11 protein-coding genes are annotated in these 15,207 nt (G+C 57.6%); 6 read left to right on the top strand and 5 right to left on the bottom strand.

The features are described 5' to 3' along the window. Positions 1–53: 53 nt before the first annotated feature. Both phoB and phoR read left to right on the top strand, forming a co-directional pair. The gene (phoB, locus tag ATI45_RS17020) at positions 54–746 is read left to right on the top strand and encodes a phosphate regulon transcriptional regulator PhoB (protein WP_098420823.1); all 693 of its coding nucleotides are present in this window, start codon (positions 54–56) and stop codon (positions 744–746) included. A gap of 28 nt (positions 747–774) precedes the next feature. Continuing rightward, positions 775–2,109 (top strand): phosphate regulon sensor histidine kinase PhoR, encoded by a 1,335-nt coding sequence (gene phoR / locus ATI45_RS17015; protein ID WP_098420822.1) that lies wholly within the window; start codon positions 775–777, stop codon positions 2,107–2,109. Here the strand turns inward: phoR and ATI45_RS17010 are convergent. After that, complete coding sequence (locus tag ATI45_RS17010) at positions 2,075–2,959, bottom strand: response regulator (protein ID WP_098420821.1); 885 nt, start codon at positions 2,957–2,959, stop codon at positions 2,075–2,077. The genes phoR and ATI45_RS17010 overlap by 35 nt on opposite strands. Positions 2,960–3,177: 218 nt before the next feature. On the opposite strand from ATI45_RS17010, the gene ATI45_RS17005 reads away from it, so the two are divergent. The 4 genes from ATI45_RS17005 to ATI45_RS16990 all read left to right on the top strand — a co-directional run bounded on the left by ATI45_RS17005 (position 3,178) and on the right by ATI45_RS16990 (position 8,795). Then, positions 3,178–4,434: a lytic murein transglycosylase gene (locus tag ATI45_RS17005; RefSeq protein ID WP_098420820.1), complete on the top strand. Its 1,257-nt coding sequence runs from the start codon at positions 3,178–3,180 to the stop codon at positions 4,432–4,434. 43 nt (positions 4,435–4,477) lie between these two features. Further along, on the top strand, positions 4,478–5,506 hold the full coding sequence (locus ATI45_RS17000) for a metal-dependent hydrolase (RefSeq protein ID WP_098420819.1): 1,029 nt from the start codon (positions 4,478–4,480) through the stop codon (positions 5,504–5,506). A 5-nt stretch (positions 5,507–5,511) separates the two neighbouring features. Further along, a complete protein-coding gene (locus ATI45_RS16995; RefSeq protein WP_098420818.1) occupies positions 5,512–6,204 on the top strand; it encodes a pseudouridine synthase in 693 nt (230 codons plus the stop codon). 149 nt (positions 6,205–6,353) lie between these two features. Further along, positions 6,354–8,795: a xylulose 5-phosphate 3-epimerase gene (locus ATI45_RS16990; protein WP_098420817.1), complete on the top strand. Its 2,442-nt coding sequence runs from the start codon at positions 6,354–6,356 to the stop codon at positions 8,793–8,795. A gap of 101 nt (positions 8,796–8,896) precedes the next feature. On the opposite strand, the gene ATI45_RS16985 is transcribed toward ATI45_RS16990, so the two are convergent. The 4 genes from ATI45_RS16985 to rapA form a co-directional block, all read right to left on the bottom strand. Beyond that, positions 8,897–9,103: a cold-shock protein gene (locus ATI45_RS16985; RefSeq protein ID WP_007348333.1), complete on the bottom strand. Its 207-nt coding sequence runs from the start codon at positions 9,101–9,103 to the stop codon at positions 8,897–8,899. 255 nt (positions 9,104–9,358) lie between these two features. Next, entirely contained in the window at positions 9,359–9,739 is a 381-nt protein-coding gene (gene crcB, locus ATI45_RS16980) for a fluoride efflux transporter CrcB (protein WP_098420816.1), read from the bottom strand. A gap of 13 nt (positions 9,740–9,752) precedes the next feature. Next, positions 9,753–12,227: an acyl-CoA dehydrogenase gene (locus ATI45_RS16975; RefSeq protein WP_218925925.1), complete on the bottom strand. Its 2,475-nt coding sequence runs from the start codon at positions 12,225–12,227 to the stop codon at positions 9,753–9,755. A gap of 102 nt (positions 12,228–12,329) precedes the next feature. Continuing rightward, positions 12,330–15,191, bottom strand: a complete 2,862-nt coding sequence (gene rapA / locus ATI45_RS16970; RefSeq protein WP_098420814.1) for an RNA polymerase-associated protein RapA — start codon at positions 15,189–15,191, stop codon at positions 12,330–12,332. Positions 15,192–15,207 lie beyond the last annotated feature (16 nt).

The raw sequence follows: 15,207 nt of genomic DNA, 5'->3' as shown, positions 1-15,207 counted from the left end.
GTAATACGGCGGACGCAACGTAACACTCCGCAACGCTAAAGCAGGTTACTGCCATGTCCGAAAAAACCATTCTGATTGTGGACGACGAGTCTGCCATTCGTGAAATGGTCACTATGGCCCTGGAAATGGCCGGCTATAACTGTCTGCAAGCCGCCGACGCACGGGCCGCCCACAGCCTGATTGTCGACAAGCGCCCGGATCTGATTTTGTTGGACTGGATGCTACCGGACACCAGCGGTATCGAACTGGCCCGACGGCTGAAAAAAGACGACACTACTGCGGCAATTCCCGTCATAATGTTGACCGCAAAAGTCGAAGAAGATAACAAAATACTGGGCCTTGAATCCGGCGCCGACGACTATATCACCAAGCCATTCAGCCCGCGGGAGCTGTTGGCACGGCTGAAAGCCGTGCTGCGACGCAGCACACCCGCCGGTGTTGACAGTACGCTGGAAGTCGGCGGCCTGACTCTGGACCCGCTCAGCCACCGGGTCAGTAGCCACACCGGACGGCTGCAACTGGGGCCCACAGAATACAGACTGCTGCAGTTTTTCATGAGCCATCAGGACCGGGTGTACAGCCGCAGCCAGCTGCTGGATCAGGTTTGGGGCGCTAACGTGTATCTGGACGAACGCACCGTAGACGTCCACATCCGCAGGCTACGCAAAGCGCTTGGCACCCATCACGACCATCTGATACAAACCGTTCGCGGTGCCGGCTATCGATTTTCCGCAAACTCCGGCTAAGCGCCGAACCCGTTACGGAACCATTGCCATGCAACAAAACTGGTCGCAATATCTGCGCCTGTTGATTGCCCTGCTGGGCCTGAGCTTGCTACTGGGTTGGCTGGTGGGCTTTCCACTTTACGGTTTGCTGGCCGGCTTGATGCTGTACCTGGGCTGGACCCTGGCGCAAACAAAACGCCTGCTGCGCTGGCTGGCGCAGCCGGACACCGCCAGCGAAGCGCCAGACAGCGTTGGCCTGTGGGGCGGTATTTTTGACGGCCTGAACAAACTCCAGAAACAGCACATCAAACACCGCTCTGCGCTGCAAGAGCGCCTTCAGCGGGTGCAGCAATCCGCCAATGCCATGCGCGATGGCGTAGTGATGACCGATTCCCGCGGCACTCTGGAGTGGTGGAACGGCAGCGCCGGTTACCTGCTCAATCTGCGTAACGGCACCGACCAGGGCCAGCTGATTCAGAACCTGATTCGCCTGCCCGCATTCATTCATTATTTTGAACAAAAGCAATATCAGCAACCATTGGAACTAAACGCACCAGCCCGCCCCCACCTGCGCCTGCAAATCCAGATCAGCCTGTTTGGCGACAACGACCGCCTGCTGCTGATCAAAGACGTTACCCGCCTGCATCAACTGGAACAGATGCGTCGGGATTTCGTCAGCAACTTGTCCCACGAAATGCGCACACCGCTGACCGTTATCAGCGGTTACCTGGAAACCCTCGGTGACCACAGCGATGAAGTGCCGGCCAACTGGCAGCGCGCCGTTTTTACCATGGCAGACCAATCGGCACGCATGGAAGCGTTGATTGCCGACTTGATTCTGCTGTCAAAAATTGAAACCGGCGACGGCAATCTGCACGAAAGCATCGTTGATGCAGGTGCTCTGCTGCGACAGGTTTGCGATGACGCAAACGCCCTAAGCGGCGACAAGCAGCATCGAATTGAGCTGACAATCGACGGCCCGACGCAAATACGCGGCGACTTGTCTCAGTTGCGAAGCGCGGTCTCTAATCTGGTTTTTAACGCGGTGAAGTACACTCCCGCACAAGGCCAGATTCGCGTTCGCTGGATCGCCGGCGAACAAGGCCCGCTGCTAACGGTGGAAGACAACGGCATAGGTATAGACCCAAGCCACCTCCCGCGATTGACAGAACGCTTCTATCGCGCTGACCCCAGTCGCCACAAAGACACCGGCGGCACGGGGCTGGGCCTGGCTATTGTTAAACACGTGCTGTTGAACCACGACGGGCAACTGCTGATCAGCAGCAGCTTGGATAAAGGCAGTACCTTTCGTTGCCAATTTCCCGCGGAGCGGGTTGTTGCTAGCACTGCTAGCGAGGTGCAGCCGCTCGAAAGCGGGCAATGAAGCGTGACAGGTCTTCCATTTTTTTCGGGTCTTCGTCTACAAAGCGGATAGTGGCACTAACAAAGTCGGTGTCCTGGCGTTTGTCGACCGCGTGAAGTTGGTGCACGTATCCGTTTAGCCGCGCCACTTCGGTTTCCGAGATTTCAATATCCACCACCGCTTGGTCCAGAATGCCTGGAAACTGCTGGTCGCGGCGGGCAATCACCCGCACTTCGTTAAGATTGATGTCTTTTACCACCGACTGCAGGGTGTGGTCAGCAAAACGCACGGTGGCCATATTCATCAACGCGCCTGCCTTTGCAGCTGGCTGGCGCTGGGGCGAATTCGCAGCTGCCACAACAGTGGCCGGCTCCGCAGGCGTTGTAGAAGCAGCCGGGGACTCTGTTTTACGGGTCAACAGGGAGGCCGACTGTGCCAGGGCATCGGCCTGAACCGCAGGCGCCTTGCCAGAGCTTGCCATGGCCTGCGCCAGCGTTTGCCCCATCACTTTACGGATTTTTTTACCCAGACCGTCAGGGCTGAAAGGTTTGCCCAGATATTCCGATACGCCCTGCTGTATGGCTTCGACCACGTGGCTTTTGTCGCCACGGCTGGTAATCATAATAAACGGCACTTTGGCGTACTGGGGCTGCTGACGCATCCATTGCAGCAGTTCCAGCCCTGACATTTCCGGCATTTCCCAGTCGCAGAGAATCAAATCAAAAGTGGTGCGCAACATCAGCGACTGCGCTTTTTTACCGTCGGCTGCATCGATGGCTTCAATAACAGGAAACTGCTGCCTGACAGCACGCTTGATCAGGTCCCTTACAAAGCTGGCGTCATCCACTACCAGTGCTGTCAGCATCGCCATTGATTCAACCTTCTATTGCGCTGTTGTCGATCTGTTTTAAGTTACTATAAAACAAACTCCCCTGATAAAAACCCTTCACGTAAAAAATGTCGTCCTCCTGTGGATGCAGGTTACTGATTTGTCACCCGTCAACAGTGGCAAGTGTGTTTTTAGGGCCGTAAAAAACGCTACTATGGGCGCTAATAATACGCCCCACGCCCATTTTCCGGAGGTTCTACGTGTCTGTCTTCATTTCACGCTTTTTTCGCCCGGCCGCCACGGCCCTGTGTGCCGGCATCCTGGCCACCCTGCCGCTGGGTGCTAGCGCCAACATTGCCGATAAGGCGACAGACCAGCCTGCTACGGTCAACAATTTTGAGACCTGTAAAGCAGACTTGCAGCAGCAGGCCATAGCCGCTGGCGTTAGCGCTGAAACCGCGCGCAGCGTGTTGGCTGGCGCGGAATATCTGGAACGGGTGATTGAGCTGGACCGGCGCCAGCCGGAATTCACCACGCCCTTTGCTGACTATTTGAACCGCCGGGTAAACGACACTCGCATCGACAAGGGCCGTCAGCTATTAATAGAGCACGCCGATCTACTGCAACGAGTGACCAATGAAACCGGCGTGCCCGCCGCCTATTTATTGTCGTTCTGGGGCCTGGAAACCAACTACGGCAGCTATTTTGGCAAAATGTCGGTGCCCAGCTCCCTGGCAACACTGGCCTGTGACGAACGCCGCAAAACCTTTTTTACCCGCCAGCTGATTGCTGCCCTGCAGATTGTTGACGAAGGCGCCATTAGCCCCGAGCAAATGGAAGGCTCCTGGGCCGGTGCTATGGGCCACGTGCAATTTATGCCTACGGTCTTCCTTCAGCACGCCGTCGACGCAGACGGCGATGGCCGCCGTGACCTGTGGAACAGTTTACCAGACGCGCTAATGTCAGCCGGGCAATTTTTGCAGTCTATGGGATGGGATGGCGACTACCGCTGGGGCCGTGAAGTACAGCTACCCAATAACTTTAACTTTGCCCTTGCCGATGGCCGCCGCAAATCTCTGGAGCAATGGAACCAGCTTGGCGTTACCGACGCATCAGGCGGCCCCCTGGCCCAAGAAGCCATTGATGCCGCAATCATTGTGCCCGCCGGCCACCAGGGCCCGGCGTTTCTGGCTTATCACAACTTCAAAGTGATTATGGGCTGGAACCGCTCGGAATTTTACGCCATCGCTGTTGGCCACCTGGCCGACCGTATTGCCGGTGCAGGCGGGTTACAGAATCCGCCACCGGTAGATGCGCCCACGCTGTCCCGCGACAACATCATGCAGCTACAGCAGCAGCTGGAACAGCGTGGATATTCCGCCGGCACGCCAGACGGCATTATGGGCCCGGCCACCCGCGCCGCTATTCGCCAGTACCAGATCGCCAACGGACTGGTCGCCGACGGCTATCCGGGGCCTCAGGTTTTACGAGTTCTGCAGGTGACGCCGGCGCTTTGATGCGCCGGTAGCTAACCTCACTAACCAAAATGATGCGATCTCCATGGACTCAATCACTCAGGTAGCTCTTGGCGCTTCCATCGCAGGCCTGATAGCCGGTAAAACACTCGGGCGATCGGTTCTGCTGACCGGCGCGCTGTTAGGCACGCTTCCCGATATGGATGTGCTGATTGATTATGGCTCGGCCGTCGCCAACTTTACCCAGCACCGGGGCTTTAGCCACTCTCTTTTTGTGCTTGCGCCCCTGTCGCTGCTGCTTGCAACTCTGTTCTGGCACTGGAAGCCACAACTGGGGTTCCCTCGCTGGTTGTTACTAACGGCACTGGTGTTGCTGACGCACCCTATTCTGGACACCTTTACCACCTACGGCACACAGCTGTTCTGGCCCCTGGGCCGGCCGCTGGCCATCAGCAGTGTGTTCATTATCGACCCTCTTTATACACTGCCGCTACTGGCCGGCTGCGCCGCATTTCTGCTGCGGCCTAAGGCGGTGCGCGCTATTGCCGCTGGCCTGGTGCTGTCCACCGGGTATCTCGGCTGGTCGTTGGCAGCTCAGCAGGTCATCATCGAACGCGTGCAACCGGCCCTGGCCGAAGCCGGCTTTGCCGACGCCAAACTTCTGGTGCAACCTATGCCCTTCAACACGGTGCTTTGGCGCGCCACCGCGATCACCGACCAGCAGCGGGTTGAAATCGTGACCGGCTTTCTGGATGGCGACAGCCCCTTAACCCTTGAATATTTCCCGCGCCAGCCGGCGCTTGTCAACTCTGTTGCGCAATTGCCCGAAACCCACCGCCTGGAATGGTTTACCCGGGGGTTTCTTGACTACCAAGCGCGCGACGGTGAAATCACCGCTACCGATGTACGCTTGGGTATTCCCGGGGCGCATCCGTTTACGTTTGTTCTCGCCAATGAACAGGGTGGCATACTCAAACCCGGCAATGGCGAACAGGCACCCCGGCCCGCCTTCAACAGCGCTGCAATGCCCTTGCTGTGGGGCCGCATAACCGGCGCTATCCCGGTTCTTTGTCTTGCCAGCCTTGCCACGCCAGCGCCCGGCCAGGAGTGTTGAAGACCATGCGCCTCGATCAATTTATTGCCACTAGCTCAGACCTTTCACGCAAAGAAGCAAAGCATGCCATAGCCGCTGGTGACGTTCAGGTAAACGGCGCCCTGTGGAAGAATTCGGCCGCCGCCGTTCCGGCCAACGCTGAGGTTTTGCTGCAAGGAGAACCCGTTGCCCTACCTGCTGAGCGCTACTTGATGCTCAACAAGCCCGCAGGATATATCAGCGCCACCCGCGACAATGACCAGCCCACAGCGCTGGATCTTCTGCCGGCAGAGCTGACCCGCAATCTTCATATTGCCGGCCGCCTGGACGCAGACACTACCGGTTTGCTGCTGCTGACAACCGATGGTCAGTGGTCGCACCGGGTCACCTCGCCAAGAGTGGAGTGCACGAAAACTTATCAGGTGGCTTTGAGCGAGCCGATTTCACACACGGCCATTGCGGCACTGGAAACCGGCGTGATGCTTCGTAACGACACTAAGCCGACAAAGCCCGCTCAGGTGAAGGTGCTGCAGTCACAGCTCATAGAGCTGACTATTTCTGAAGGCCGCTACCACCAGGTCAAACGTATGATGGCCGCCGTTGGTAATCACGTCACGACTTTGCACCGCAGCCGCATTGGCGGGGTAACGCTGGATTCGGCACTGGCCGCTGGTGAGCATCGCTTTTTAACCAGCGCCGAAATCGCCAGTTTTACCTAGAAATTCTCAAACCACCGGTTCCACCGCAGCCGACACCAGATCTTACTCCGGTGTAATCTGTGCAGGCTACCAGGCTGACCTACATCAATAGCCCCCGAATCCGCCGCGCATATACTTCTGCCATACTTTGACATAAAAAAAAGGCTTCTATGTCTGCGCCCGACCTAAACAACGATTCTCTGACTGACACTCTAATTGACACTTCGATTGCCACTCTGACTGGCAACGCGCAAGACGCATACAACTACTGGCGCGCCGGCTATGGCGTTATCAGCCACGGTGACCTGCTGTGTTCAAGGGTTCTGCACTCAGCGCGGCAGTTGGTCCATCGCAAGCTACAGCCAAATCTGGAAACCGTATTCCATCACCTGGCCGCTCTCGACAGACTTGTCAGTGCAGGCATGTGGCAAGTCGTGCACATGACCTACACCAACCGGGTATGCTTGAACGGCAAGGCCCTGGCGGCGGATGACTTCAAACCCAAACCGGAAGGCCACACCGGCGGTGCGCTGAATATGGTGCCCGCTTACGCCGCCTACCTGACTACTAATAGCCTAACCGGAAAAACCCGCAGCTGGCTGATGGGCCAGGGCCACTGCGTGGCAGCTGTTGACGCCCTGAATGTTCTGACCGGCAACCTGCATCCGGAACAACAGCAGGCCTATGGCGGGGCCGATGGCCTGACACAGCTAGCCCGGGACTTTTACAGTTACCGCCAGAACCCCGATGGCAGCAACGTGGCGCCCCTGGGCAGCCACGTTAACCCTTACACCGCCGGCGGCATTATCGAAGGCGGCTATTTGGGCTTTGCCGAGCTGCAATACGCGCACATGCCCTTACCTGGCGAATCTCTGGTAGCGTTTTTGTCGGACGGTGCCGCTGAAGAGCAGCGCGGCAGCGACTGGATTCCGCGCTGGTGGCGCGCTGAAGACTGCGGCTTGATCATGCCCATCATGATTGCCAACGGCCGGCGCATTGAGCAGCGTACCGAACTGGGTACCCGCGAAGGCCTGGAGCGCTTTGAAGAACATCTGTCCGCCCGCGGCTTTGCACCCTTCCGCTTTGACGGTCGCGACCCTGCCGCATTTGTGTGCGCCATGCTGGATATGGAATGGGCGCTGGAAGAACAGGCCGAAGCCGTATTGAGTGGTCAGCAGAACTATCCCGCACGGATTCCCTACGGCATTGCCGAAACCGTCAAAGGCTTCGGTTTTTACGGCGCGGGCGAAAATGCTGCACATAATTTGCCGCTGCCGGGCAACCCACGGGTTGACGCACGCATACGCGAGCTGTTTCATCAACACACCGCGCCGCTGCACGTTGAGCTAGACGAACTGACCGCCGCACTGCGCACGCTGAACCGCCATCAGGATCAGAAACGGCCGCTGGAACGGGACCACCCTCTGGCCCTGCGCAATCCGCCGGAGCCGGTGATTCCAACGTTGGCGCCGGTACAGCAGGCGGCATCGCCGATGACTGCTATTAACGATTTCTTCTGTGCCCTGGTTGAGGCCAACCCGACATTAAGGCCCCGCGTGGGCAACCCGGACGAGCTTGCCAGCAATCGCCTGGAAGGCGTATTGCACCTGTTAAAACACCGGGTGAACGAACCGGAAAACGACAGCGAATCCGTTCTGGGCGGGGTTATTACCGTGCTGAATGAAGAGGCCGTGGTTTCTGCTTGCCTGGCCAACAAGGCCGGCCTCAACCTGGTGGCCAGTTACGAAGCCTTTTGCGTAAAAATGCTCGGAGCCATCCGCCAGGAACTGATATTCGCCCGTCATCAAGCCGCAGTAGGGCGCCCTGCGCGCTGGCTTGGCCTGCCCGTGGTAGCAACGTCCCACACCTGGGAAAACGGCAAGAACGAACAATCCCATCAAGACACAACCTTCTGTGAAAGCTTATTAGGGGAAATGAGTGATGTGTCCCGCGTGGTGTTCCCCGCTGACTACAACAGCACCCTGGCGCTGATGCCCGGCATTTATCGCAGCCGCGGTCGCATTACCTGCATGGTTGTGCCAAAGCGCGAGCGGCCGTGTGTGTTCAACACCGCCGAAGCGGCGCTGCTGGCGCGCCAGGGAGCGATTGTGATTGATGAAGACACTGGCGGGCGCGAGCCGGTTATGCTGATTGCGAATGGCGCCTACCAGCTGTCAGAAACCATCCGTGCGTGCGAACGGTTGCGCGACAGCGGTGCAGCCTTCCGCCTGGTGTACGTTCAGGAACCAGGGCGCCTGCGCCAGCCCCGCGACGCCCAGGAAGCCGCTGTGTGTATGAATGAACTGGAACGTGAACAGTTATTCCCGGGCCGACTGAGCCGCCGGGTCGCACTCACGCACATGCGCCCGGAAGTGTTCCGTGGCCATTTACACACGCTGTTTCCGGCACCGGCAACATCACGGGTGTTGGGTTACCGCAACCATGGCGGCACGCTGACCGAAGCCGGCATGCTGTTTACCAATGGCTGTTCCTGGGCCCACGCCCTGGCGGCTTGCGCCAGCGTAATGGCATTGCCACCCGGCGAGTGGTTATCCAGCGCGGAACTGGCGGCGGTAGAGGGCCGTGGTGACCCCGCGGTTATCACCCGCTAAGCGGCCATTGTTAAAATCTTATTCAGTACGGATAACACCCACAAAAAAAGGCAGCCTGGGCTGCCTTTTTTATAGCGGGTTACTTCTGAATCCAAGCGGGATTACAGAGGTACAACGTTTTCCGCTTGAGGACCTTTCTGGCCCTGGGTAACGGTGAACTCGACTTGCTGGCCTTCTGCCAGAGTCTTGAAACCGCCGCCCTGAATAGCGCTGTAGTGAACGAATACGTCGGGGCCGCCTTCACGAGTGATGAAACCAAATCCTTTTGCTTCGTTGAAGAACTTAACAGTACCGGTAGTAGTAGACATGCTCAAATATCCTGCAATCAATCAATTATTCACCCTGCTCAACCAAGATGGTTTGAGCCGGTGTTTACGGGAAACCAGAATCTGCGGAATCAATAAAAGGACGGTAACTGCTCATCACTGGGTCTAATACTAACCGCTGGAATACGTCTTATTAATGAAATGCTTCACTGAATATTTCCTTCAAGAATTACTCTACTCGGGAACTCAGGGCTTGCCAAGTGGATTTTGACAATTTTGCATAGGTAATGGTGCAGATCAAGTTTTGATCAATGCAACCGTATAAAAGCCAACAGCCGTCATCAGCAACGCACCGCAAACGTGGGCCAGAATACCCACCAGAGCCATGCCCCACTTTCCCTGCTGCAAGGCCGTGAGCATTTCCAACGAGAAAGTGGAGAAAGTCGTTAGCGCGCCACACAGGCCGGTTATGGCAAACAAGCGCCACTCCGGTGACAGGCTGGAACTGTGGCTGAACCAGGCCAGCAACAAACCCGCCAGCCAGCCACCGGCCATATTTGCCACCAACGTGCCCAGCGGCACATGGTGATGGCTGGCGTTCAGCCACAAAGCCAGTGCCCAGCGCACATTCGCGCCGAGCACCGCACCACCGCTAATGGCCAGAACCGACAACCACATACTCAATGCGCCATCAAGAAGGCTGCGCTTCTGAGGGGTTGTGATCAATCACCGACTTTTTATTGCGTGCGAATTCGTCAAAGGCGAAGTCGTCCACCGTCAGCATTTCCAGCACTTTTGCTTCGTAATCACGCATAAAGATTGCATCTTCGTCGCTGAACACGCCCGCGTCCAAAGCGGCTTCAAAACGTTGCTCCGGGTGCAAAGCGATGATCGGCAATTCGCCCTTGCTGTAAGCCTTGTTGGCTTTGCGATAGAGCTTTTCAGCTTTGGCGTTGTCTTTCAGAAGGTTGTTGTAACTGGCTACGGGGTTATAGGCAACGGTGTCGACGCCGTTTTCACTGTCACCCACCCACAGGCTGGACAACAGTTTTTTCCTCAGTGGCGAATCCGTTGAAATGGCCTGCGCCACGGTGTGAGTCAGAGCGTCATTCGGGCCAGTCCAGCGTCGGCCGATGGGCAAGGTAATCACCCGCAGTGCGCCGGCCACCAACCGATTCGGCAGGTTATCAAGGAATTCCACCAGCGCCGTTTCCGTACGCGCCAGCAGCATGTCCAGACTGTAGGCCATGAGTGCCTGCTCGCCGTCCACCGGCTGGGTTTCGTGCCACTGTTTGAGAACCATAGAAGCCAAATACAGATTCGACAGCATGTCACCCAAACGCGCAGAGGTCAGTTCGCGCATTTTTAGCTCACTGCCCAGGGTGGTCATAGCCGCGTCGGAACACAGCCCGAAAGCGGCGCTGAAGCGGGCCACAGACTGGGCGTATTTACGCGCACCGTGATCAAACGGCACGTCTGCGCGACCAATGCCCAAGGCTTGGGTAAAGGCTCGGGCAGCGTTACCAAACACCAGCCCGGCGTGACCGAAAAATGCTTCGTCAAAGGCATCGATGTCGTCGTTGTCTTTCGCCGCCAGCTCTTTTAACACGTACGGATGGCAGCGAATGGCGCCCTGGCCAAAGATCATCAGGCTGCGGGTCATTATGTTAGCGCCCTCAACGGTAATAGACACTGCCGAACTACTGAACGAAATACCCATGTAATTGCGTGGGCCAAGGGTGACCGTTTTGCCGCCGTGAACGTCCATCGCATCGCTGAGAATGTCGCGCTGATACTCGGTCAGGTGGTACTTCAGAATCGCCGACGGCACCGCCGGTTTCTGGCCTTGGTCAATCATGTTGGCGGTATGGTTAACCGCCGCTTGGGCAATGTACGTTTTGGCAGCAATCCGCGCCAGCGGCTGCTGTACGCCTTCCATTTCCGCCACTGGCGTATTGAACTGGCGCCTTATCCGGGTAAAGCCACCGGCCGTGGCCACCGCGAAGGCAGCCCCACCGGCAGCGCCAGACGGCAACGTAATGCAGCGGCCCACCGACAAACATTCCACCAGCATGCGCCAGCCCTCGCCGGCCATTTTTTCACCACCGATCAGGTAGTCCAGCGGAATGAACATGTCTTTGCCAATAATCGGGCCGTTCAGAAACGGGCTTCCTATCGGGCAGTGGCGACGGCCGATTTCCATGCCGTCGGTATCACGGGGAATCAGTGCGCAGGTAATGCCGCGGTCTTCAACGTCGCTCAGCAAGCCATCGGGGTCGAACATGCGGAAGGCCAGGCCCACCACCGTGGCGATTGGTGCAAGGGTAATCCAGCGTTTCTCAAAATTCAGACGCAAACCAATGACTTCTTTGCCGTCAACTTCCTGCTTACACACAATACCGGTATCCGGTAACGAAGTGGCGTCGGAACCTGCGCGCGGGCCGGTCAGGCCAAAACAGGGTATTTCGCGGCCGTCAGCCAGGCGCGGCAAATAATATTCTTTTTGCTCATCGGTGCCGTATTTTATAAGCAGCTCGCCAGGCCCAAGGGAATTGGGCACGCCAACCGTTACCATCAGCATTTCGTTAACGGCCAGGCGCTGCAGCACGGCGGTCTGAGCTTTCGCGGAGAATCCCAGACCACCGTATTTTTCAGGGATAATCATACCGAAGAACTTTTCGCGCTTGAGAAAGTCCCACAGCTCTTCCGGCAGGTCGGCACGCTCTACCGCTACATCCCAGGCATTGCACATGGCCAGCGCCTGGTTGCACTGGTTATCCACAAACGTCTGTTCTTTGTCGGTCAGGCCGGTGTTGCGGTTTATCAACAGACTGTGCCAGTCAGGTTTGCCGGTAAACAATTCGCCGTCCCAACCTACTGTGCCCGCTTCCAGCGCTACCTTTTCCGTTTCAGATACTTTCGGGGCTACTTTCTTGAACAGGGCAAAGGCTTTGGGCGTTAACCAGCTGCGGCGAAAGCCTGGTAAGCCGGCGGCGGCCGTAATGCCGGCACCAACAAACAGAAGCAATGCCAGCCCGAACGATGCAAACAGCAACGACAAAAGGCCTACGCCCACCATAACACCCACCGCAGCTTTCGCTCCGGCTTCCTGGCGCATCACGACCAGCAAGCCCGCTATCGCCACTATAAACAGTATGAACGTCATCATTAATTCCCCTGTTGTGCCTGGTTTGAACAGCTGATCTTCATCACTTTACGTTACCTGATTGCTTAATATCTGGCCAGCTAAGCCCGTCGTGTTACAGCATCAGGCGGTTACAATCACCCGGATGCCCTCCAACGCCAGTGTGGCGTGCCCTATTGCTTCGCGGGCAGCTGCCAGCTGGGCGCGGAAATACTCGATTTCCTCATTACGAATCGCCGGATTCACCGCCTGCAAGGCTTCCAGGCGGCGTATTTCCGGGCCGAACATTGCATCTACCTGCGCCAGTGCTTTTTGTTGCAGCGGTTGTAGGTGCGGCTCAGCCAGGCGCTGGGAATGGTCCACCATGGTTTCAACCTGGGCGCGAATTTGCGGCACAATCGCCTGTGCTGTGCGCCGGCGAATATTAGAACACATGTCGTTCAGGCGGTCATGGGGCAGGGCTTTCGACAGGTCTTTGCCGGTCACATCCACCAGCAAGCGCAGCGGCGACACCGGCAGGTAACGGGTCAACTGAAGAGCGTCTGGCGCAGGGCAATGCACAGTGAACAGGGCTTCCATCAGCAGGGTGCCGGCGGGCAAAGCCTTCACCGACATGGTGGCCAACGCAGCTTTACCCAGTCCGGAACTGGTCACTGACTCCATAATGCCGGTCACCATCGGGTGCTCCCAGCTCATGAACGCCAGGTCTTCGCGTTCCAGCGCGCGGTCCCGTTCCCAGGTGACGGTTATGCCGTCTTCGGGCAAGCCGGCCACGTGCCCGGCCTGGTACTGCTCGCCCGGGCGCAGCACGTCCGAATGTTCGGAATGGTCTTCTACATCCACACCCAGAATGTCGAAGGCTTCCATCATATAGTCGCGCACGGCCGCAGCTGATTCTTCGGTTTCAATGGCATCAATCAATTGTTGCGCCGGCTCGTTGCGGCAGGAGTTCAGCTCAATCAGCGCATCGCGGCCATTCTGCAGCAGGGTTTTCAGGCGCGCAGTTTCCGCTGCTGAAGCGCTCACCAGGGCTTCCAGAGCGGCTTCGTCGCCCGCCAGCGACTGCTGCCAGGCCTCGGCTACCGACTCCTGCACGGCCACACCCACACTGCAACTTTCTGCAAAGGCGTTCAGACCACGCTGGAACCATTGGTACTGCACTTCCTGACTGGTGCCTTCCAGATACGGGATATGAATATCAATGGCGCTGGTTTGGCCAATACGGTCAAGGCGGCCAATGCGCTGTTCCAACAGGTCCGGGTTGGCCGGCAGGTCAAACAGCACCAAATGATGGGCAAACTGGAAGTTACGGCCTTCACTGCCAATCTCGGAGCAAATCAGCGCTTGGGCACCCTGCTCGGAGTCTGCAAAATAAGCGGCGGCGCGGTCGCGCTCTATCAGGCTTAAATGTTCGTGGAACGCTGCGCTGCGAATACCGGCGCGCAGCTGAAGAAAATGCTCCAGGGCCATAGCCGTGCTGGCGTGGGCGCAAATCACCACCACTTTGGCTGGGCGCAAACCCGCCAGTGTTTTTTGCAACCAGGCTACCCGCGGATCTTCCGCCAGCCACTGCTCTTCGTCGGGTTCGCTGCGTTCGGGGGTCAGGCCGTCAATGCCGCGGGTAAAGCCGCTGTAGAGTTCGGGGCACGGCAGTGGCACCGGGTGTGGGAGACGCTCGGGAAAGCCCTGGATAGCAGCGCGAGTATTACGGAACAACACCCGGCCGGTGCCGTGGCGATCCAGCAGGGCGTCAATAATCGCCTGATGGGGGTCGCTCTCTGTCAGCAGCTGGGGCAATTGCGAACCCAGCCACTGCTCTAGAATTTGCTGGTCGCCGCTTGCGATGGTGTGTTCAGACTGCAATCGGCGAACCACGGCGTTGACCGCTTCATACTGGCTTTCCTGTTCGCGGAACGCCTGTAAGTCGTGGAACCGCGCCGGATCCAGCAGGCGCAAACGCGCAAAATGGCTGGCCAGCCCCACCTGTTCTGGCGTTGCGGTCAGCAGCAGCAGGCCCTGGCTCGCCGCCGCCAGGTTTTCAATTGTTTGATATTCCGCACTAACATGGCTTTCACTCCAGGCCAGGTGGTGCGCTTCATCAACAATCAGCAGGTCCCAGCCGGCCGCTATGGCGTCGTTTCGGGCTTGTTCAGTGGCGGTCAGAAAACTCTGGCTACACAACACCAACTGCTCACTTTCAAATGGGTTTTCCCGACCTTCTTCGCCAAATATATGGCTCATCAGAGCATCCACGTCGCTCTGCTGTTCTTTGATGGCGTCATAACGGCCTTGATCAACAATGGAGAAGCGCAGGTTGAAGCGCCGCAGCATTTCAACCAGCCATTGGTGTATCAACGAATCTGGCACTACGATCAAGGCCCGCCGGGCGCGGCCCGTGTGCAGCTGATAGTGCAGAATCAAACCAGCCTCAATGGTTTTGCCCAGGCCTACTTCGTCGGCCAACAGTACCCGCGGGGCAAAACGCCGGGCCACTTCGCCGGCAATATAGAGCTGATGGGGCAAATGCTGGGTGCGAGCACCAATCAGGCCCTCGGCCGGCGAGGCCCGCAGACGGTCAAGGTGGTTCAACGTGGAAAAACGGAGCCGAAAGGCACCGTTACGGTCAAACTGGCCGGCGAACAGGCGCTGATGGGGGGCCGAGAAGTTCACCGTTCCGCTGAGCTTCACCTCAGAAACCGTCTGGATGTTTTCGCCATCATCGGCGTGGTAAACCAGCAAACCGGCCATGTCTTCCACCGCGCGCACGATGTAGCTTCCGCCATCAAAGGTTTCAATGGTTTCACCAAGCTGATAAATAATGCGCGACAAGGGCGCGTTGTCGGTGGCGTAGGTACGCTCTTCGTCAGCCGCCGGAAAACCCAGGGTCACCCTGCGTCCGGAAATATCTGTAACTATGCCCAAGCCCAGGGCTGTATCGCTGTGACTAACCCAGCGCTGACCAATGACAAAATCCGACGTTTCCAAGCAACCTCCAAATCCA

The organism is Marinobacter sp. LV10MA510-1, from assembly GCF_002563885.1.
In the GTDB taxonomy this organism is placed as follows: Bacteria; Pseudomonadota; Gammaproteobacteria; order Pseudomonadales; family Oleiphilaceae; genus Marinobacter.
Note: the sequence above shows the minus strand (reverse complement) of the source record. Positions and strands in the feature narration are given on the sequence as shown.